The sequence below is a fragment of the Streptomyces sp. NPDC107562 genome, from assembly GCF_055657325.1.
In genome coordinates, this window is the sequence record NZ_JBVKBE010000001.1 from 930,261 (window position 1) to 952,797 (window position 22,537).

The 22,537-nt window shown below is 72.9% G+C and carries 8 protein-coding genes; 3 read left to right on the forward strand and 5 right to left on the reverse strand.

The window, feature by feature from the left end; genetic code table 11:
* The first annotated feature begins 188 nt into the window (after positions 1-188).
* Positions 189-1,478 carry a PP2C family protein-serine/threonine phosphatase gene (locus ACZ7LV_RS04215; protein ID WP_471935489.1) on the forward strand — a complete coding sequence of 430 codons (1,290 nt, stop codon included), beginning with the start codon at positions 189-191 and terminating at the stop codon, positions 1,476-1,478.
* Between the two features lie 130 nt (positions 1,479-1,608).
* On the opposite strand, the gene ACZ7LV_RS04220 is transcribed toward ACZ7LV_RS04215, so the two are convergent.
* The gene (locus tag ACZ7LV_RS04220; protein ID WP_471935491.1) at positions 1,609-2,079 is read right to left on the reverse strand and encodes a hypothetical protein; all 471 of its coding nucleotides are present in this window, start codon (positions 2,077-2,079) and stop codon (positions 1,609-1,611) included.
* A gap of 160 nt (positions 2,080-2,239) precedes the next feature.
* Positions 2,240-2,593, reverse strand: a complete 354-nt coding sequence (locus tag ACZ7LV_RS04225) for a DUF1330 domain-containing protein (protein WP_471935493.1) — start codon at positions 2,591-2,593, stop codon at positions 2,240-2,242.
* Positions 2,594-2,854: 261 nt separating this feature from the next.
* Here ACZ7LV_RS04225 and ACZ7LV_RS04230 point away from each other — a divergent pair, with 261 nt between their 5' ends.
* Positions 2,855-3,157: a putative quinol monooxygenase gene (locus tag ACZ7LV_RS04230; RefSeq protein WP_471935495.1), complete on the forward strand. Its 303-nt coding sequence runs from the start codon at positions 2,855-2,857 to the stop codon at positions 3,155-3,157.
* A 50-nt stretch (positions 3,158-3,207) separates the two neighbouring features.
* Here the strand turns inward: ACZ7LV_RS04230 and ACZ7LV_RS04235 are convergent, their stop codons facing one another.
* From ACZ7LV_RS04235 to ACZ7LV_RS04245, 3 genes are all read right to left on the reverse strand, one after another.
* Complete coding sequence (locus ACZ7LV_RS04235; RefSeq protein WP_471935497.1) at positions 3,208-4,230, reverse strand: GlxA family transcriptional regulator; 1,023 nt, start codon at positions 4,228-4,230, stop codon at positions 3,208-3,210.
* Positions 4,231-4,601: 371 nt separating this feature from the next.
* A complete protein-coding gene (locus ACZ7LV_RS04240; RefSeq protein WP_471935499.1) occupies positions 4,602-4,955 on the reverse strand; it encodes a carboxymuconolactone decarboxylase family protein in 354 nt (117 codons plus the stop codon).
* 415 nt (positions 4,956-5,370) lie between these two features.
* Positions 5,371-7,455, reverse strand: coding sequence for a B12-binding domain-containing radical SAM protein (locus tag ACZ7LV_RS04245; protein WP_471935501.1), 2,085 nt, complete (start codon positions 7,453-7,455; stop codon positions 5,371-5,373).
* Positions 7,456-7,751: 296 nt separating this feature from the next.
* Here ACZ7LV_RS04245 and ACZ7LV_RS04250 point away from each other — a divergent pair, with 296 nt between their 5' ends.
* Positions 7,752-22,532 (forward strand): non-ribosomal peptide synthetase, encoded by a 14,781-nt coding sequence (locus tag ACZ7LV_RS04250; protein ID WP_471935503.1) that lies wholly within the window; start codon positions 7,752-7,754, stop codon positions 22,530-22,532.
* The last annotated feature ends 5 nt before the right edge of the window (positions 22,533-22,537 follow it).

Below are 22,537 nucleotides of genomic sequence, written 5' to 3' on the forward strand. Positions count from 1 at the left end.
AGGGTTCACTCCGGCGCCGAGGAGGACTCCGTGACCGTAGCCCGGGGCGGCGGGGGCGCAGTGGCTGTCCTCGCGCGGGACAGGGCGGCCGGGGACGTTACTGCCCGCCGCGCACCTCATCGGGAGCGAGCAGGTGGGTGAGGAAGGCGATCCAGCTGGGCTACGGCGGTCCCGAACGAACCTTCGGGATGGTCCGCGACGACACCAGGCAGGAGAAACGAAGGGAGAAGGCGCATGCGGCGCTCACCGCAGAGCGACAACGCGCCAAGGACATCGCCGACTTCTCCTCCGCCTTGATCACCGCAGCCACGGAGCAGGAGATGCAGCAGGTCGTCCTGACCCGGCTCGCCGCATCCTTCGGCGCCGGCGGCGCCCTGCTCGCGCTCGTCGACGACGACCGCCTGCGCATCTCCACCGACGCCGGGATAGCCATGTGGGAGGTTGACGACCTGCACGGCATGTCGCTGGACCATCCGACCCCGCTGACTGAAGCGATCCGCACGGGCAAGTCCTACTTCATCCCCGACCGGGAGGACTACATCCGCCGTTGGCCGCACAGGGCTGAATTTCGGCAGCTCGCCCGCCTCGGCTCCGACTACGCCGTCTCAGTCATGCCCCTCACCGAGCCTGGCAACCAGCCGCTCGGGGGATGGCTGGTGTTCTACGGCAGCGGACACCGGCCGTCCCTGGATGAGCAGACCCTCGTGGGTACGCTGGCCGATCTGGCGGGCCAGGCGTTGCGGCGCATCAGGTTGCAGCAGGCGCGCGTCGGGCTGGCCACAGCGCTGCAGCAGTCCATGCTCCCCAGGCTGCCCAAGCATCTCGCGGGCCTGGAGGTCGCCGCCCGCTACCGACCGAGCCGGGACGGGTTGGACATCGGCGGCGACTGGTACGACGCCTTTGCCACGCCTGACGGCACGGTCGCCATGGAGATCGGCGACGCCCAGGGGCATGACGTGGACGCTGCCGCAGCCATGGGACAGGTGCGTGCCTCCATACGTGCGATCGCCGCCCACGAGCCGGATCCCGCGACCGTGCTGACGCGTATCAACGAGTTGCTCGTCACGATGGGCGCGGATCGCTTCGCCAGCTGCACCATGCTGCATCTCGACCCCTGCGACGGACAGGTCACCGGCGCAAGCGCCGGCCACGTGCCGCTGCTGTACGCGCGCAAGGACGGCAGCCACAGCATCCGCGAGCTGCCGGGCGGCCCGGTCCTGGGAGTCGTGCCCGGTACCGAGTACCGCGAGGAGACCTTCACCCTGGACCAGGACAGTGCGCTGGTCATGGTCACCGACGGCTTGGTCGAAGGACCGGGCCTCACCTTGGAAGCCGGGCTGGAACGGGCGGGAACACTGGCGGGCACGGCGCTCCACGACGGACTGAACGCCGAGGAGACCGCCGACCGCATCCTTGACGCCGCGGTCGCGGTGGACCACCTCGACGACGTCGCCGTACTGGTCATCCGACGTACCTGACTACCTCAAGCTGGCGCGGGCGCCGTCGCTCGGGTAGCGGGGGTTGGCTGGCGTGGTCGTTGAGCTCCATCTGAGCAGTCAGCCGAACGGCCCGCCGGAGATCCCGACGGGCCGCTTCGAAGCAGCGAGGTCAGATCATGTCGATCTCGCAGAACACCCCGTACCCCGAGCGCTCCTCGCACCGCGCGAGTTCATGGTTGGAGATCTTGGTCCAGACGAAGGCGTTGACCTTCTTCGGGTCGTCTCCGCCGTCTCCGTGGTCGTGCACCCAGTACGCCGATTCCACCATGAAGCCGTCGGTGTCCGACCAGGTCCCGCGGATGTCCTTGCTGCTCTTGTTGCCGGGGAGCCACCAGTGCGTACATTTCAGTGACCCGGCGTTCCATGTCGAGCAGGTGGAGGAGCCGCCTTCGAAGTCACCGATCTTCACGGTGTAGTTGCTGGGCAGATAGTTGTAGACGACGCCGCAGATCATCCCGAAGGTGCAGCCACCCATGGGAGTGGCCTCGGACGTCGGCGCCGCAGCCGCGCTGCCGGACAGCGCTCCGGTGAGGAGCGTGGCTGCACCTAGGAAGGTCCCGAGACGAGTCGTCAGCTTCATGATTTCTTCATGCCCCCTGGGTCGCGGTGCTGCCTCGCGAGTGAGCAGCGCTGGCCGCATTCTGGCATGAACATGTCTCAGTCATACGGTGTCTCGCCGAGTTCGTCAGGGACTCACCGGGCGCCGGCCTCGCGAGGTGTGGGCGGAAGGGCATGTGTCGCTATGCGGACGACGTCGTGGCGGCGCGCACCTGCTGGGCAAAGCCGGCCACGGTGAAGTCAGGTCCCACACCGTCAACCATGATCATGTCGCTGATGGAGTTGTCGGTCCGCAGGGGCCGGATCGCGCGGTACTCGGGGGAGTCGTACCAGTCGCGAGCCGACTGCATGCTGGGAAACTCCATCAGGACGACTGAGCCCGGCCAGGCGCCCTCGACCACGTCCGCCTCGCCCTGAGCGAGCCACCTGCCGCCGTACGGCCGTACGGTCTCCTCGACGCGCTCAAGATAGGTCAGGCCCTGCTCATTCGGCACGCCACCGGGGATGCGCAGGTGGTTGATCAGGTAGGTGCTCATCTCGTCCTCCGGTCGGTCACCGCGGCGCGGCGCTAGGTTCGCAACCAATGTCGACTTGTCATGATCTACCCCCTCTGTTTTACCCCTTTTGCGCCCTCGTGCAGTCGACCTGGAAGCCAACCGGGCGATGTGGTCCGGATCTGGGGTTCCGGTGGCGGGATGCGTGCTGTCCGGCCTGCCAGGGAGGGGCATAGTCGATTCGTCACCCCCACCATGCCCGGTGCGCAACCGCCGGGCCCTCATCCCTCACGGGAGGACAAGATGCCCGCATTCGGATTCCTGGTCGAGTTCGAGGCCAGGCCGGGCAAGGAGGAGGACGTCGCCGCCTTCCTCCGGCACGCGAAAACACTGGTCGACGCGGAGCCCGGGACGCTGGCCTGGTTCGCATTCCGGCTCGGCCCCACCTCGTTCCGCATCTTCGACGCCTTCGAGACGGAGGAGGACCGCGAGACGCACCTCCAGGGCAAGGTGCGCCAGGAGATCGAGGCGCGCGGTGAGGAACTGTTCAGCGTGCAGCCCACCATCACGCCGGTGGACGTACTCGCGTCGAAGCTCCCCGGGTAGCCCGGCCGCGCGCAGGTGCGGCGCGCGCGGTGCGGCCGCTTCGGCGGTCCTCAGGGAGCCGGTGCGGCCCGGGCGGGCCGGAAGGTGTGCCGGTAGGCGAGGGCGGTGGTGCCGACCGTGCGTTCGAAGTTGCGTCGGAACGACTCGTACGAGCCGAAGCCGACCATGGCCGCGATCTCCGTTACACGGTGGTCGGTGGTCTCCAGCAACTCCTTGGCCTGGTCGACCCGTTCGCGGGTGATCCAGTCGAAGACGCTCATCCCGGTCTCCTGGCGGAACCTGCGCGCCAGGGTGCGCTCGCTCAGGTGCTCGTGCCTCGCCAGTTCGGCGAGGGTCAACGGCTCGTGCACATGATCGCGCAGCCACCGCAGGAAGGAGCCGTCGGACGATCGGCGGGCGGGGCGTAGCGAGTCCTTCGCGAACTGCGCCTGGCCGCCCTGCCGGTGCGGCGCGCTGACCAGCAGGCGCGCGACGTCGCTCGCGTACGCCTGGCCGAGGTCGAGCGCGAGCAGGTGAAGCGCCAGGTCGGTGGCGGAGAAGACGCCGCCGGAGGTGTGCACGGGCCCGTCGTCCACGAACAGCAGCTCCGGCTCCAGCCGCACTGCGGGAAAGCGCCTGCGGAAGTCGTCGGAGAACAGCCAATGCGTCGTGGCGCGCCGGCCGTCGAGCACGCCGGCTTCGCCGAGCAAGAAGGCGCCGGCGCAGAAGGAGACCATGCGCGCGCCGGCCGCGTGCGCCTCGCGCAACGCGGCGAGCAGCCGCTCGCCGCGCGGGGCGCGGGGATCCTCGACGCCGGGTACCAGCACGGTGTCGGCCGTCACCAGGGCGTCCAGCGGGGCCAGTTCGCCCAGGTCGGCGCCGGAGGAGAGGGGCTGGCGTGACCGCTCGCCGCACAGCACGACCTGGTAGGGCGACACGGTGTCCCGGGTGGCCGCTCCCGGAGCGGCGATGCGGGGACCGAACACCTGCTGGGCGACGGCCACTTCGAGCATGACCGCGTCGGGCACGACGAGCAGGGCGATGACGTGTCGGTCCCGTCCGTGCGAGGTGGTGGGGCGCGATGCGGGGCGCACGGTGATGTCACCGGCCGTCGGCTGCGCTGCTGTCCGTACCGGCCTGTGCGCGGCTGTCCCTACCGTCCTGTGCGCTGCTGTCCCTACCGCCATCCTCGCGTCCCCTCACCGCCTGGTGCGGCCCTGGGCCGGCACGCCCCCATGGTGCGGTCCTCGCGCGGTGCGGAGCCGTGCGATGCCGACCCGGTGTGGCCTCCGGCCGAAGATCTTTCACCCTACGCAATGGACGTGGCAGGCGAAACGGCTCCTGGTCGCGTGCCGACTTACCGAGCGGCCGAGGGCGCCGATCTCATCGGCGCCGCCGGTACGGAAGAGCTCTGACCAGGCGGTGCTTCTCCGACTGCTTGGTCCGTCTCGGTACCGGCTCTCGGTCACGCGTCGGCGGCGTCGCCGCCCTCGGCCTGGTCGAAGAACTTCATCGCCATGAAGCCGTGGGCGAAGCTGCCACCCGCACGCAGGGCCGCGGCCATCATGATGGTCTCGGCCAGCTCCTGCTGGGTCGCGCCCGCGGTGTGTGCGGCCTTGGTGTGGGCCTCGATGCAGTACGGGCACTGGGTGGTCAGTGCGACAGCCACGGCGATGAGTTCGGCGTATTTCCGTGGGATGACGTTGTCCGTGCCACGCAAAGCCTCTGCGTCCCAGGCGGTGAAGGCCTTGAAGGCCGCCGGGGCGCCGGCGCGGATGTGCTTGGCGTACTGGTGGTCGGTGTGCTCGTGATAGGACACGAAGTTCTCCTGTGCTGTGGCGCCAGGAGTACGGGACGCGCGCGTCCCGTATCCGGCCGGCCGCGGGGTTGGGGGAGGGGCGGTGACGGAGTCGGCGTGTCGTGGTGGCTCTGTGTCACGGACGCCGTGCCCGTCGAGCGGCCTCCGGACCGGCTGTCCGGCCCGGAGAACGGCTTCTGCCGCTCTCCCAGGAATGACCGTCCGCCCGCGCAGAGTGTGACAACCCTTGATCGGTCGAGGCCACGAGGATCGAGCGGCTCCAGGCACCCGACCGCGTCAGCGCCGACGCCCGGACCGCCTGTCCGCCCGAAGAGGTCCGCATCCGGCGACGCGGCCGGCTCACGGTGCAGGGGTCAGCCCGACGGGCTGGGCCCCCACATGAGGGGACCGTGTGCGGGCAGCGGCATCCGAGCGATCACGGAGCAGCCGCAGCGACGGCGTCCGCGGCGCCCACGACCACGACGCCCAGGGCCACCAGATGGTCCAGGAGGCTCACGTCGACCTTGTCGTCGCCGTCCGGGGCGGCCTCCGCGTACTCCTGGATCTCGGTGCGCACACCGGCGGCGGACATCGGGCCCTCCCCGAGTCGGCGCAGCACGAACTCCTCCGCGCTGCTGAGGGGGTACAGGGCCGAAACCGCCCTGTCGACGGCGATGGTCAGGTTCATGCGTGACACCTCGAAGACAGGGCGGGCGCCCTGCGCGGCGGGGTTGCCGAAGTGCACGGCGCCGGAGTTCGCCACATGGACCCGCTGTAGTTCGCAGTCGGGGGACAGGGCCACCGTCGCCTCGTCGGGCACCGCCTGCGACGGGGTGCTGGCTTCGCCGGCGGCGGCGAAGAACCGGCGGAACGCGTTCGGGCCCACATCGGCGTTGTAGAGGATGTCCTCCGGCACGTCGATCAGGGCGACCTCCGGGTAGAGGCGCTGGATCCGTTCCATGGCCGCCGCGCCGACCGACACCTTCTCCGGTGCCGTGTGCCGGAAGTCCAGGTGGTACCAGCGCTTCTTGGGGTCGCCGAGCACGACGATCCCGTACTTCTCGGGGGTGTCCGCTATGGGCGCGCCCTTGAGCAGCCTGAACGTGCCCACGTCCGCACGGGCTATGACATGTCGGTGGTCGCGGACGAACCGGTAGGTGTCGTCCGCCTCCTCCGCCGTCTCGGACGGGAAGCCGCTGAACACCCCGGCCTCCACGGAGATGCCCGCCGAGCCGCACATGCGCAGGATCTCCGACATGCGCTGCCGGTCGGTGCCCTTGACCATCGCCTTGAGCACCCGTTCGTTGGCGCTCTCCATCCCCATGTACAGGCGCACGCAGCCCGCCTGGCGCATGGTGGAGAAGAGTTCGTCCGTCATGCCCTTCTCGAAGCGGGCCACGCCGTGCCATTTGATGTCCGTGCCGCGGGCCACCAGGGCTTCGGATATCTGCTTCAGGTGCAGGGGCAGCATGACGTCGGACTCGAACGAGAACACGTCCTCGCCGGTAGCCGCGCGGATGGTGGCGACGTCCTCGGCGAGGAGCCGCGGCGAACGCATCCGGTACGGGGTCATCTTGATGAACGCGTAGTTGCAGAAGGCGCATTTGTTGAAGTAGCAGCCGCGCGTGGGCATCAGACAGATGATGCGCTTGGGCGCGAAATAGCGGTCCATCGGCATCATCGTGAAGTCCGGCGTGGGCGACCAGTCCAGGTCGAGCTGGTAATGGTCGTCGAGCTGGCTGACGATCCGGCCGTCCACGTACCGGACCATGTTGGCGACGGCGGCGAGGTCGCGCTTGCCGTGCAGTGCGTCGACGAAGTGCAGGAACGTCTCGTCAGCCTCACCGACGAAGAAGGAGTCCAGCCAGCGTCCGAACCGTCCGTCCGCCATCAGCACCTCCTTGCCCCAGGTGATCACCGGGCCGCCGAACGTGAGGTGGACGCCAGGATCCGCGGCCCGGATGCGGTCGGCCAGGATGAACGCGGGGATCAGCTGGGAGAAGTACGGGACGGAGATGCCGATTACCTTCGGGGCCGCCGCCAGCAGCGACGGAACAGTGGTCGTCTCGAAGTATCGGGCGAGCGGTCCCGCGTCGGTCCGGACAGCGGCCTCGATCTCTTCGAAGGAGTCGTAGGAGCTCGGCGAGTAGGAGTACTTGCCGAACCGGACCGTCGGATGCGATGCCGAGAGCAGGTCGCCGGCCAGATGGAACAGGCGCTTGGCGAACAGGAGCTTCATCGGGTCGTAGAAGTCCACCGGGTCGCGCAGGATGGCGCGCGCCGCGTCGATGTCGGCGATCACCTCGGCCGCCGTGCCGCCGGTCCGGCCGGGGGCGTCCTCGCGGTGCAGCGCCTCGGCCAGCGCGTCCGGTCTCCAGAGGTCGTCGAACGCCTCCAGGTTCACGTCGCGCAGCGACACGTCCGCGTAGCCGGCCCGCTTCAGGACGGCGCCGAGCAACGGCAGAGCGCCGTACGGCAGGGAAGGATCAGCTGCGGGGGGAAAGACGATCGTGATGTTCACGAGGCGCTCCGCATCGGCGAGAAGGGCTGAGACGGAGGCACATACCCCGGGGGCGGAGCGTAGCCCACGCGGGGCGCCGGGCCAACTGCCATGATCTTGCGCGCTACTGAAGTGACCCCCAGTCAACCCCGTTGCGCACCGGGCGGCTTTCCGTGGGGGGCAAGATCTTGTGGGGGCGCTTGCGGAGGTGGAACCATGTGCCTCCGCACGTGGGGTCGGGAACGGGCAGGCCGGCGTACGGCCGAGGAAATTCGGTCTGCGCCGGCGAGGCGAGCGGGGACCGGGGGTTGGCGGCCATGACGGGTTGGAGTACTCCGGCCTCCTTCGACCAGGAGCGGGTGTGGTTCGCGAGCCGGCTGGACCCGGACTCCCCGGCGTTCAACATCCCCACCGTCGTGCCGTTGTCCGGCGTCGTGCTCGACGCCGTGGACGTGGCGGCGGCACTGCGCGCCCTTGTGCGACGCCACGAGGCCCTGCGCACATCCCTGGCACAGGCGTCGGACGGCTCGCTCGTGCAGACCGTCCACGAGCACGTCGAGCCGGCCGTGGAGGAAGTGGACCTGCGGTCCCTGGAGGGGGCGGCCGCCGCCGCCCGGGCCGAGGAACTACTCGCCGAACTGGCCCGGGAGCCCTTCGACCTGACCCGGGCCCCGTTGTTCCGCGCCCGGTTGGTCCGCCTCTCCGCAGCGGACCGCCTGCTGCTGGTGGTGGTTCACCACAGCGCGTTCGACGCCGCCTCGGTGGCCCTGCTGGACCATGAGGTCATCGAGCTGTGCCGGGCAGCCGCGGAGGGCCGCGCCGCCGAACTCCCGCCGCTGCCCGTGCAATACGCGGACTACTCCTCCTGGCAGCGCTCCCGGTACGACAACGGCGAGTTCGAGCCGGACCTCGCCTACTGGCGACAGCGGCTGGCCGGGCTGCCGCCCGTGCACGCCCTGCCGCTGGACCGGCGGCGCCCCCCGGTCCGGAGCAACACCGGCGACACCGTCCGGTTCACCGTGCCCGAGGAGGTCGCCGACGCGGTGGCCGCGCTCGCACGGAACGCCGGCACCACGCCGTTCACCGTGCTGCTCGCGGCCTTCACGGCCCTGCTGTCGCGCACCTCGGGCAGCGAGGACGTGGTGGTCGGCGTCCCCGTGTCCGGACGCGTCCTGCCCGAGGTGGGTTCGCTGATCGGCATGTTCGTCAACACGGTCGTGCTGCGCACCGACGCTTCCGGGAACCCGACCTTCGGCGAGCTGGTGGCCCGCACCCGCGATGCGGTGGCCGACGCGCTGGAGCACTCCCAGCTGCCGTTCCAGAAGCTGGTCGAGGAGTTGTCGCCCGGACGCGACCCCAGTGTCTCCCCGCTTTACCAGATCGCGTTCAACTACCTGCCCGACTCCGGCAACGAACTGGTCGACACCGGCACCGCCAAGGACGAACTCGTTCTGGAGCTGGGCCCGCGGGAGGGGCGGCTGAGCTTCCGCACCGATCTGTTCGACAGCCGTACGGCCAAGGCCCTCGCGGAGCGCTACGTCAGGTTTCTGGCCGCCGCCTCACCGCGGACCCGGCTGGAGGATCTGCCGCTGACCGGCCCGGCGGAGGAGCGAGCGGCCTCGGCGGAGGACCGGGGCCCGGAGCGGGAGCTGCCGACCGGGCTGGTCCCTGAGCTGTTCCAGGCACGGGCCGTGGCAAGGCCCGGTGCCCCGGCGCTGATCGACGCCGACGTCTGCCTGAGCTACGCCGAGCTGAACAGCCGCGCCAACCGGCTCGCCCGGCTGCTCGTCCGGCGCGGTGCGGGGCCAGAGCGGCGGATCGCCCTGGTCCTGCCGAGGTCCGCGCAGATGGTCGTCGCGGTGCTCGCCGTGTTCAAGGCCGGCGCCGCCTACGTACCGGTGGATCCCGGTCTTCCGAGGCTGCGCCGGGAATTCCTGCTGAGCGACTCGGCGCCAGCGCTGGTCCTCACCCTCACCGCGACGGCGGACGAGGACCTGGCCGCGGCCGCGGCGCTGGCGCTGGACGACCCGGCCGTGCTCGCCGAGCTGGCCGGGGCCGACGACACCGACCTCACCGACGCCGACCGGACGGCCCCGCTGCGGCCGGCCGGCCTCGCCTACGTGCTGTACACCTCCGGGTCGACCGGACGGCCGAAGGGCGTGGCGGTCCCGCACTCCGGGCTGAGCAACCTCGCCCACGCGCACATCGACCTGCTCGGCATCGGGCCCGACGACCGCGTGGCGAACCGGTCGGCCTGGTCCTTCGACATCTCGGTACTGGAACTGGTGGCGACGCTGCTGGCCGGTGCCGCCCTTGTCGTCACCCCGCACGAACCGTCCCTCCTAGGTGCCGAACTGGCGGACTGGCTGCGCCGCCACGCGGTGACGCACCTCCTTGCACCGACCCCGGTCGCGGCCACCCTTCCGGCTGGTGCGCCGCCCGCGCTCCGGGTGATCTTCGTCGGTGGTGAGGCGTGCCCGGCCGAACTGGTCGCGCGGCTGGGCGCTGACGTGTCGTTCGTCAACGGGTACGGCCCGACGGAGTCCACGGTCGTCGCCACCACATGGCCGGGCAGGCGGCAGCCCCCGACCGCGATCGCTCCGATCGGCCGACCACTGCCGAACACCGCCTGTCACGTGCTGGACGACCGGCTGCGCCCGGTCCCGCCCGGGGTGCCGGGAGAGCTGTACGTCGCCGGCCCGCATGTCGCCCGCGGCTACACCGGCCGGTTCGGCCTGACCGCCGAGCGGTTCGTGGCCGACCCCTTCGGGGCGCCGGGCACCCGCATGTACCGCACCGGAGACCTGGTGCGGCGCAACCACGACGGCGACCTCGAGTTCCTGGGCCGGACCGACCGGCAGGTCAAAATCCGGGGCTACCGGATCGAACCGGGTGAGATCGAGACGGCGCTGACCGAATGCGACGGTGTCCGGCAGGCCGTCGCCGTGGTGGCGAAGGACGACCCGCCGCGGCTGATCGGCCACGTCGTGGCCGAACCGGGGGCCGCGCTGGACCCCGAGGCGTTGCGCGCGGAACTGCTCGCGGTGCTGCCCCGGCACATGGTCCCGGCGCAGATCACCGTGCTGGAGGCGTTGCCGCTGCTCCCCAACGGCAAACTCGACCGTGCCGCACTACCCGCCCCTGCTCCGGCCGGGCCCCGGCCCGGCCGACGGCCCGCGACGGAACGGGAGCGGGTGCTCTGCGCGGCCGTGGCGCATGCGCTGCGCCTGGACGAGGCCGGTGCGGACGACGACTTCTTCCAGCTCGGCGGCGACAGCATCTCGGCGATCACCCTGGTGGCCGCGGCGCGCGCCGCCGGACTGCGGATCACCGCACGTGAGGTGTTCCGGCACCGCACGCCCGAGGCCCTGGCGCAGGTCGCGGCCGCGGTGGCCGACGGAGCCCCGGCCGGCGGCGAACCGGCCGCGCTCGTACGCCCGGACGCCGCCGACCGGGACCGGCTGGCCGCCCGTTACCCCGGCCACCACGAGGTACTGCCGCTCTCACCGCTGCAGCAGGGATTGCTCTTCCACGCTCAGTACGACGAGCAGGCGCCCGACGTCTACACCGTGCAACTGGTCCTCGACATCTCCGGCCGACCGGACACCGGCCGGCTGCGCGCCGCCGGATCCGCACTGCTGCGCCGGCACCCCAACCTGCGCGCGGGGTTCTGGAGCGACGGTGCCGAACCGGTGCAGGTGATTCCCGTGCCCGGCCCCATACCGTGGCAGGAGCGGGACCTGCGCTCGCTCGACGCCGGACGGCAGGATGAGCAGATACGTTCCTTCCTGGCCGCGGACAAGGCACGCCGGTTCGACCTGTCCGCGCCTCCGCTGATCCGGATGTGCCTGCTGCGCCTGGCCGACGACCGACACCGACTCGTCCTGACCAGCCATCACATCCTGATGGACGGCTGGTCCATGCCGATGTTCCTCGACGAACTGCTCACCGGCTATGCGGGGGGTCCGGAACTTCCACCACCGCCCGCCTTCCGCGACTACCTCGCCTGGCTGGCCGCGCAGGACCCGGAACGGTCGCGAGCGGCCTGGCGCCGGGCCCTGGACGGAGCTCGCCCGTGCGCCGTGGCACCGGGCGGGGCCACGACCCGGCACCCCGTCACGCCCGAGCGGGTGGACGTGCCGCTCACCGCGGAGGAGACCGGCGCGCTCTCGGCCGCCCTGCGCGCCACCGGCGTCACCCTCAACACCCTGGCGCAAACGGCCTGGGCGGTGGTGCTCGGCCAGCTCACCGGCCGGGACGACGTCGTCTTCGGCGGCTCGGTGGCGGGACGTCCGCCGGAGATCCCCGGTGCCGAGCGCATGATCGGCCTGTTCACCAACACCGTGCCGGTTCGGGTCCGGGTACGGCCCAGGGAAACGCTGACCGGCCTGCTCAGGCGCGTCCAGGACGAGCAGTCCGAGCTGCTGGCCCATCACCACACGGCCCTCGCCGACATCCAGCGTGACGCCGGAGGCGAACTGTTCGACACGATGACGACGGTCGAGAACTATCCCGACGCCGGACAGCTCCTCCCCGCGGGGGCCGCCGCGCCCTCCGGCGCCACGGACGTCCTTCGGCTGACCGGGGCGAGCGTCGACGACGCCACCCACTACGCCCTCAGCCTGACCGTGGTGCCCGGCACGCGGCTGCTGCTGCGCCTGGAACACTGGCCCGACCTGTTTTCCGCCGCCGAAGCCGAGTCGATCGCCGCCCGGCTCCGCAGCGTCCTCGCCGCAGTGACCGGCGCCCCGAACGGGCCCGTCGGCCGACTGGCCCTGGCCGGCGCGGCCGAACATACGGCGCTGCTGGCCAGGGCAGCCGGTCCGACCCTGCCCGACGGCCCGGTCGAAGGACCCACCGAACTGGTGGCCCGCTGGGCCGCGTCGGCGGGCGACCGCACGGCGGTCACCGACGGCGACACCGTGCTCGGCTACGCGGAACTCGCCCGGCGGGCCGACCGACTCGCCCGGCTCCTCGTCGCACGCGGAGCCGGGCCGGACACCGTTGTCGCCCTCGCCCTGCCCCGCTCCGCGGGGCTGATCGTGGCCGCGCTGGCGGTGGCCAAGGCAGGCGCCGCCTTCCTGTGGACCGACCCCGGCCTGCCGCCGCTCCGGCAGGCCCGCCTGGTGTCCGGCGCGAAGGCGGTGCTCGCCGTCACCGCGGCGGGTCACGGGAAGGCACTGCCGCCGAGCCTGCCGGTCCTGGACCTGGACGCTCCCGGTCACCAGGGCGACGTGACGCACCCGGCTTCCTCCCTTTCCGACCGCCGGGATGACGTGGCGGTCCTGGGTCCGCCGGATTCCGACCGCCGGGATGACGTGGCGGTCCTGGGTCCGCCGGATCCCGAGCGTCGGAGTGACGTGACGCTCCCGGCCCCGCCGCATCCCGACCACCTCGCCTATGTGCTCCACACCTCGGGGTCCACCGGAACCCCCAAGCCGGTGGCGGTCACGCGGCGCGGCGCGCACACGATGGTCCGTGCCCAGCTGGGCCGCTTCGGCCTCGACGCCGACAGCCGAATGGCGCAGCTCGCCCCCTGGACCTTCGACGCCGCGATGTCGGAATGGCTCACGGCCATGGCCGCCGGAGCGGCCCTCGTCCTGCCTCCCACCGGGGAGCCCCTGGTCGGCGAGGCACTGGCGCGCTGGATCGACACGGCCGGGGTGACGCACGTACAGCTCACGCCCGCCGTTCTGGCCACGGTGCCGGAGGGCTCCCTGACCGGGGTACGCACCCTGGTCGTCGGAGGCGAGTCCTGCCCGCCGGAGCTCGTGGCCCGTTGGTCGCCCGGCCGGCTGATGATCAACGCGTACGGGCCCACCGAGGCGAGCGACACGGTGACGCTCGCCGACTGCCGTCCGGACGGCCCCGGCACCCGGGTGCCGATCGGCACCCCGGTGGCGAACGCGGCGGTCCACGTCCTCGACTCCGCGCTGCGGCCCGTCCCGCCCGGTACCCCCGGCGAGTTGTACGCGGCCGGCCCCGGCGTGACACGGGGCTACCTCGGCAGGCCGGCGGATACCGCGCAGCGCTTCGTGGCCTGTCCGTTCGGACCGCCGGGCGCTCGTATGTACCGCACGGGCGACCTGGCGCGCTGGACCGCCGGGGGCGAGCTGGAGTTCCTCGGCCGGGTCGACCGGCAGGTGCAGGTCAACGGTGTCCGGATCGAACCCGCGGAGGTCGAGGCCGCGCTGGCTGACTGCCCCGGCGTCGGCCAGGCCGCCGTGCTCGCGCTGGGCGAACCGCCACGGCTGGTGGCGTACGCCGCACCGGCCACCGGTCGAAAGCTGCTGGCACCCACCGAAGTCATCGACTGGCTCGCCGGAGTGCTGCCCCGCAACCTGGTGCCCGCGACCGTGGTCCCGCTGGCCGCGCTGCCGCTCAACCGCCACGGCAAGGTCGACCGGCACGCGCTGCCGGACCCGGGGGCGCCGCGCCGCTCCGCGCGCCGGGAGCCGGGCACCGAACGCGAACGGGTGCTCTGCGCCGCCGTCGCGGACACCCTGCGCGTGGACTCCGTCGGCCCGGACGACGACTTCTTCGGGATCGGCGGCGACAGCATCACCTCGATCCAACTGGTGGCCCGGGCACGGGCGGCGGGACTGCGGCTGACCGCCCGGCAGATCTTCGAGCACCGGACGGCGGCAGCACTGGCAGCGGTCGCCTCGGCTCTGCGGACCGAGGCCGACACGGACATGCCGGTCGGCCTGCTGGAGGTGTGGCCCATCGCCGCCTGGCTGCGTGAACGCGCGGCGCCGCTGGACGGCTTCAGCCAGTCGACCGTGCTCGGCACCCCCGCCGGGACCACCCAGGAGCAGTTGCTGACGGCGATCGGCGCGCTGCTCGACTGGCACGACGCACTGAGGCTCCGGCTGCTGCCGCGGCAGTGGACGCTGGAGATCGCCCCGCGCGGCGCGGTGTCCGCGGCCGGCTGCTGGCGGCGCGTCGACGTGCGAGGGCTGGACCGGGAGGCTCTGGGCGCCGTCATCGACACGGAACGCAAGGGCGACGGGGGCGGATTCGACCTGGCCGCCGGCAGGGTGCTGCGCGCGGTGTGGTTCGACGCGGGTCCGCGAGAGTCCGGCCATCTGCTGCTGTCCGTCCATCACCTCGCCGTCGACGGATACTCCTGGCGGGTTCTGGTTCCCGACCTCGTGGCGGCCGTCGGCGCGGCGGCAGCCGGGGAACCGGTACGGCTGCCCGCCGTGGGCACCTCGCTGCGCCGGTGGGCGAAGCTCCTGCGCGAGCAGGCCGGCGGACCGCGGCGCCGGGCCGAACTGCCCTACTGGCTCGACGTCACGGCACCGACCGCGGCCCCGGCCCTCGCCCGCCGGCCCCTGGAACCGGCCCGGGACACCTACGGCCGGGCCCGGTTGCGCACCTGCCTCGTCCCGGCGCAACTGACGGCCGAACTGCTGACGACGGTCCCGGCCGCTTTCGGTGGCACCGTCCAGGACCTGCTGCTGACCGCACTGGCCATGGCCGTAGCCGAGCACCGCCGGGACCGCGGGCAACCGGACGACGGCACCCTGCTCGTCGATGTCGAGGGCCACGGCCGCGAGGAGATCGCCGAAGGCGTCGATCTCACCCGCACCGTCGGCTGGTTCACCAGCATGTACCCGGTGCGGCTGCGGCTCGGCGAGCAGGACCCGGCCGAGCTGTTCGACGGCGGGCCCGCGACCGGCCGCGCCGTCAAACGGGTCAAGGAGCAACTGCGCTCGGCGCCCGACGGCGGTCTCGGCTACGGCATGCTGCGCTACCTCGACCATGACACGGCCACCGCCCTCCAGGACCGTGCCGCTGCCGAGATCCTCTTCAACTACCTGGGCCGGTTCGACGGACCGTCCGGTACCGGTGCGTGGAGCCCGACGGTGGACTCGGCGGAGTTGGCCGGCGGGCTCGACCCGGACATGGCGATGCCACACGTGATGGAACTCAACGCCATGGTGGTCGGCGGCCCTTCAGGGCCCGCCCTCGCTGCGACCTGGTCGTGGGCCCCCGGCGCGCTCGACGACGCGACCGCCGCCGAACTCGCCGACGGCTGGCATCGGGCGCTGCACGCCCTCGTCGCGCACGTGCGCGCGCACGGCGGCGGCCGCACCCCGTCGGACTTCCCGCTCGCCCGGCTCGACCAGGACGAGGTCGATCTCGTGACGCGTGAGCAGCCGGACGTCCGGGACATCCTGCCGCTCACACCGCTGCAGGAGGGCCTGCTCTTCCACAGCGGCTACGACGACGGCCCCGACCTGTACACGATGCAGCTCTACGTCGACCTGGCCGGACCGGTGGACGCCGCCGCCGTCCGGCGGGCCGGCCGGCTGATGCTGCGCCGGCACCCGAACCTGCGGGCCTCCTTCCGCTGGCAGGGGCTGCGCCGCCCGGTGCAGGTGATCACGGACCACGACGACTTCGCGTGGCGAGAGACCGATCTGAGCGCCCTGGACGAGACGCGGCGCGGGGAGGCGCTGGAGCGGCTGGAGGCCGCCGACCGCGACCAGCGGTTCGACCTCACCCGGGCACCCCTGATGCGGATGGCCCTCGTCCGGCTCGCACCGGACCGGCACCGGCTGCTGGTGACGCACCATCACACGCTGATCGACGGCTGGTCCACGCCGCTGTTCGTGCGGGAACTCCTCAGGTTGACCGCCGACGGGGGCGACACGGGCGCACTGCCGCCGGTACGCCCGTACCGCGACTTCCTCGCCTGGCTCGACGGCCAGGACACGAAAACCTCCGCCGCGGCCTGGGCCCGGGCGCTGGCGGATCTGGACGGCCCCACCCTGGTGGCCGACGACCGCGGCACGCGGCACCTGCCGGTCCGCCCGAGCGAGCTGACCGCCGAACTGGACCCGGCCGCCACCGCCGCCCTCACGGCGGCGCTCCGCGAGCACGGGCTGACCCTGCACACCGTGGTGCTCGGCGTATGGGCGACGGTGCTGGCCCGGCTGACCGGCCGTGACGACGTGGTGTTCGGGGCGACCGTGTCGGGCCGGCCGGGCGAGCTCGACGGATCCGCCGAGATGCTCGGGCTGTTCATCAACACCGTGCCGGTGAGGATACGGCTGCGCCCGCGCGACACCGTCGCCGGGCTGTTCCAGGAGATCGCCGCCGGCCAGGCGGAGCTGCTCGCCCACCACCACGTGCCGCTCAGCGAGATCCAGCGCAGGACCGGGCACGACGCGCTGTTCGACACCGCCGTCGTCGTGGAGAACTTCCCGGTCGACGCGGAGGACGACGCCGCGCCGACGGACACCGTCCAGATCACCGGGGCGGGTGGCTACGACGCCACGCACTACACCCTGGACCTGACCGTGGTGCCGCACGAGCGGCTGCGGATCATACTGCGCCACCGGCCGGACACCTTCGAGCAGTCCGCAGCGGACGCGGTCCTGGACCACGTGGTGGAGCTGCTGCGCACCGTGGTGGCAGAACCGGACGCCCTCGTGGGGCGGTTGTGGGCACCTGCCGATGCCGAGCGGTCCCGCCGGCTCGCCGCGGGTGCGGCCCGGCCGTGGGCCGGCACGCCCCCGCTGCCGGCGGACGGCCTCCTGCCGGACCTGTTCGAGGCCCGGGCCGCCGCCCGCGCCGAGCGCACCGCCGTCGCCGACGGCGACCGCCACTACAGCTATGCCGAACTCAACGCCCGTGCCAACCGCCTGGCCCGCCTGCTGGTCGCCCGCGGAGCCGGGCCCGAGCAGACGGTTGCCGTAGCGGTGTCGCGCTCCGTGGACGCGGTCGTCGCGGTCCTGGCGGTGGCGAAGACCGGCGCCGCGTTCCTCCCCGTCGACCTGGACCATCCGGCGCAGCGGGTGGCGTTCATGTTCGCCGACGCACGGCCGTGCCTGGCGGTCGCCACCGCCGCAACGGCAGGAGCGGTGCCTTCGGGGGTCGCGTCGCTGCTGCTCGACGAAGTACTTGCCGAACCCGGTACCGCCGCCCCGGCGGCCACCGACCTCACCGACACCGAGCGCCTCGCTCCGCTGCGGCCGGACCACCCCGCATACGTGCTGTTCACCTCGGGCTCGACCGGCACCCCCAAGGCGGTCGCCGTCACCCACGCCGGGGTGGCCAACATGGCCGCCGTACAGATCGACCGGTTCGGCGTGGACGGCGACTGCCGGGTGTCGCAGCTCGCGTCCTGGAGCTTCGACGCGGCCATGTCCGAGCTGTGCACCGCCCTGCTCTCCGGAGCCACCCTGGTGCTGCCCCCGCCCGGAACCGTGCTCGCCGGTGAAGCCCTCGCCCGCTGGATCCAGCAGAGCAAGGTCAGCCACGTCCAGTTGACGCCCGCGGTCCTCGGCACCCTGCCGGACGGCGCGCTCGCCAGCGTCGGCACGCTCGTGGTCGGCGGCGAGGCGTGCCCAGGGGAGCTCGCGCGACGCTGGTCCGCCGGACGCCGGATGATCAACACCTACGGGCCGACCGAGGCGGCCGACACGGTCACCCTCGCCGACTGCGGCACGGTCGCGGGAGCCGCAGTCGCCCCCATCGGCCGCCCGGTGCCGCGCGTCGGGGCCCACGTGCTCGACGCCACCCTGCAGCCCGTGGCCGACGGCGCCGCCGGTGAACTGTACGTCACCGGCGCCGGGCTGGCCCGCGGCTATCTGGGCCGGCCCGACCGCACGGCGGAGCGGTTCGTGGCCTGCCCGTTCGGGGCGCCCGGCGAGCGGATGTACCGCACCGGCGACCTGGCCCGCCGGCGGTCGGACGGCCAACTGGAGTTCCTGGGACGCGCCGACCAGCAGGTGAAGATCCGCGGGGTGCGTGTCGAACTCGCCGAGATCGAGGCCGCCGTCACCGCCCTCCCCGCGGTGGCGCGGGCGGCCGTCGTCGTCCGCGAGGACCGGCCCGGTGACACCCGCCTGGTGGCCTACGCCGTACCGGCGCCCGGCGCCCTGCTGGACGGGGCCGCCACGCGGCGAAGCCTGGCACGCGTGCTGCCGCGCGCCCTCGTGCCGGCCGCGGTGGTGGCGCTGGACGGGCTGCCCGTCACCCCCAACGGCAAACTCGACCGCAAGGCGCTGCCCGTGCCACCGCCCGCCGCGGCCGGCGGCCGGGCGGCCCGTACCCCGGCCGAACAGGTGCTGTGCGAGCTGTTCGCCGACGTGCTGGACGCGCCTGTGGTCGGCGCCGACGACGACTTCTTCGACCTCGGCGGCCACTCCCTGCTCGCCACCCGGCTGACCGGCCGTGTGCGCGACGCCCTCGGGACGGACGTGGACATCCGGACGCTGTTCGAGCACCCCACCCCGGCCGCCCTGGCGGCGGAACTCGCCCACCGCGAAGGCGGTCCGGTGCGCCCGCGGCCGGCGCCGGCCGCCCGCCCGACCCGGCTGCCGCTCTCGTACGGGCAACGCCGGTTCTGGTTCCTCAACGAGCTCGCCGACGGCGCCGTCAACAACACCATGCCGCTCGCGCTGCGGCTGCCCGGCGACGCGGACGCCACGGCGCTGCAACACGCCCTGGACGACGTCGTGGCCCGGCACGAAAGCCTGCGCACCGTCTTCCCCACCGGGCCCGACGGCGTCCCCTACCAGCAGGTGTCCGCCGACGGCCGGGCACCGCTGAGCACCGTCGCGTGCGCCCCGGAGGACCTGCCCGCGGCGCTGGCCGCCGCGCTGCGCCGCAGCTTCGACCTCGCCACCGAAACCCCGCTGCGCGCCCACCTGTTCACCGCCGGCCCTGGTGAATCCGTCGTGCTGCTCGTCCTGCACCACATCGCCGGTGACGGCTGGTCGCTGGGTGTCCTCGCCGACGACCTGCACACCGCGTACACGTCCCGCCGGGCGGGCCACGCCCCCGCCTGGCAGCCGCTGCCGGTCCAGTACCCCGACGTCACCCTGTGGCAACGCGACCTGCTCGGCGCACCGGACCGGCCCGGCAGCCGGCACTCCCGCCAGTTGGAGCACTGGCGCCGCACACTCGCCGACCTGCCCGACTGCACCCCGCTCCCGACCGACCGGCCGCGCTCCGTCGCCACCGGCGACCACGGCGGAACCGTCACCCTCGGTGTGGACGCCGACCTGCACGAGCGCCTGCTGGGTGTCGCCAGGCGCACCGGGACCACCCTGTTCATGGTGCTCCAGACGGCGTTGAGCGCACTGCTGACCCGGCTGGGCGCGGGCACCGACATCCCGATCGGCACACCGCTGTCCGGCCGTGGCGACGCGTTGCTGGACCGGCTCGTCGGCTGCTTCGTCAACTTCCTGGTGCTGAGGGCCGACACCGGCGGCGATCCGACGTTTCGCAGCCTGCTGGAACGCGTGCGCAAGACCGATCTGGCCGCCTACGCGCACGCGGACTTGCCGTTCGAGTCCCTGGTCGAGGCGCTCAACCCGGCCAGGACCACGGCCCGGCATCCGCTGTTCCAGGTGGTGCTCTCGCTGCAGACGGCCACGGCGGCGGACGGCGGCTTCGAGGAACTGCCGGTCGAACCGGCCGGTGCCCCGTTCGACCTGTTCTTCGAGGTCACCGAACGGCGCGGAACCGACGGCGCACCCCAGGGCCTGGACTGCCACCTCGGCTACCGCGGCGACCTGTACGACCGTGGCACCGCGCGGGCGTGCCACCAGTGGTTCGCGGTGCTGCTGCACGCCATGACCGCCGACATCGACCAGCCGATCAGCTATCCGCGGCTGCTCACCGCGGCCGAGCGTCGTCGCCTGCTCCACGAGTGGAACGCCACCGCGGCTCCGGCGGCCCCGGACGTCGTGACCGCGTTCGAGCGGCAGGTCCTGAGCACCCCGGAGGCCGATGCCGTCATCGGCGCGACCCGCACGCTCAGCTACTCCGGCCTCGACCGGCGGGCCAACCGGCTCGCGCACCACCTGATCGGACGGGGCGCCGGCCCGGGCGCGCTGGTCGCGCTGCCGCTGCCGCGGACCGAGGAGTTCCTGGTCGCCGTACTCGCGGTGCTCAAGGCCGGCGCGGCGTACCTGCCGCTGGACCCCGACCACCCGGCCGACCGCCTGCGTCACGTCGTCGCCGAGGCCGCACCCGATCTCGTGCTGGAGGCGGTACCGGACGACGGCGACCTGGCCGCGGCCGGCTGTCCGGACACCGCCCCCGGCGACGCGGACCGGCCTGTCCGGCCGGCGTCCCCCTCCGACCCCGCGTACGTCATCTACACCTCGGCGACCACCGGCCCGCCCAAGGGCGTGGTCATCGGCCGGGGTGCCCTCGCCAACCTGCTGGCCGCCCTGCGCGGCGTCCTGCGGCTGACCCCCGACGACCGAATGCTGTCGGTGACCACCGCGGCCTTCGACATGTCGGTGCCGGAGCTCTACGGTCCGCTGCTGAGCGGCGCCGCCGTGGTGCTGGCCGGCCCGGAGACGGTCCGCGACCCGATGGCGCTGGCCCGGCGGTGCGCGCAGACCTCCGTGACCGTCGTGCACGCCACCCCCTCGCTGTGGCAGTCCCTGGCCGAAGCCGTCCCGGAACTGCTGCCCGGGCTGCGGAAGTTCACCGGCGCCGATGCGCTTCCCCCCGGCCTGGCCGGCCGGCTGTCCGGACCCGGCGGGGAGTTCACCAACCTGTACGGTCCGACCGAGACCACTGTGTGGTCCACCGCCGCCCGCCTCTCCGGCCCGGTGGACGGGCAGCCGATCGGCACCCCGCTGGCCAATACCCGGGCCTACGTGCTCGACGACCGGCTGCAGCCGGTCCCGCCCGGGGTGACCGGGGAGCTGTACCTCGCCGGCGCCGGCCTCGCGGGCGGCTATCTCCGCCGGCCCGCGCTGACCGCGGAACGGTTCACGGCCTGCCCGTGGGGACCGCCCGGCGAGCGCATGTACCGCACCGGCGACCTGGCACGCTGGACGTCCGCGGGGCAGCTGGAGTATCGAGGCCGTGCCGACCAGCAGATCAAGCTCCGCGGGTTCCGGATCGAGCCGGGCGAGGTCGAAGCGGCCCTGGTCTCCCATCCGGAGGTGGCCCGTGCGGCGGTCGTCGCGCGCGAGGACCGGCCCGGCGACCGGCGGCTGGTGGCCTACGTCGTACCGGAGGCCGGCCGGGACGTCGAGCCGGCGGCGCTGCGCGCGCACGCGGGCCGTGTGCTGCCGCCGTACATGCTGCCGAACGCGATCGTGGCGCTCGCGGCCCTGCCGCGGACGCCGAACGGTAAGCTCGACCGCCGGGCGCTGCCCGCGCCGTCGGCCGCTCGCGCGGGCCTCGCCGCCCGCAGCCACCGCGAGGAACTGCTGTGCCAGCTCTTCGCCGAGGTGCTCGGCGTGCCGCGTGTCGGCGTCGACGACAACTTCTTCGACCTCGGCGGCCATTCCCTGCTGGCCGCTGCGCTGGCCGGCCGGATCCGGGCCGAGCTGGACGTCGAACTGGGCCTCGGCCTGCTGTTCGAGCAACCGACGGTGAGCGGTCTCGCCGCGCGGCTGGACGGCGGCGGCGAACGTGGGCTGGGTGTGCTGCTGCCGATCCGCACCAAGGGGAGCCTGGCGCCGCTGTTCTGCGTGGCGCCGATCGCCGGCCTCGCCTGGTGCTACACCGGCCTGCTGCGGCACCTGGACCCCGAGCGGCCGATCTACGGCCTGCAGTCCCGGCTCCCGGCTCCCGGCCGCCCGTTGCCCGGCTCGCTCGCCGAGGTCGCCGCCGAACACCTCGCCCGGATCCGCTCCGTACGGCCCACCGGCCCGTACCACCTGCTCGGCTGGTCCTACGGCGGTCTGGTGGCGCACGAGCTGGCCGTGCGGCTGCGGGAGGAGGGGGCGCCTGTCGGACTGCTGGCCCTGCTCGACGCCTTCCCGGTCGCCGACGGCGAACTGGAGGCCCGCGTCGACCCGGTGGCCGCGCTGCACCGCCTGCTGGGCCCGGACACGGTCGCCGGCCTGCCCTGCGAACTGGCCGACGTGGTGGCCAACAACGCCCGGCTCGCCGGGGCGCACCGCCCCGGACGCTTCGACGGGGACATCGACCTGTTCCACGCGACCGCAGAACCCGGTGCGGCCCGGCCCGAGGTATGGGCCGGGCACGCCACCGGCGAGGTCCGCGTGCACCGGATCGCTTGCGCGCACGACGACATGACCCGGCCCGAGCACCTGCGCCTGATCGGCGCCGAACTCGACAGCCGGCTGAGCACACAGCCCTGAAGGAG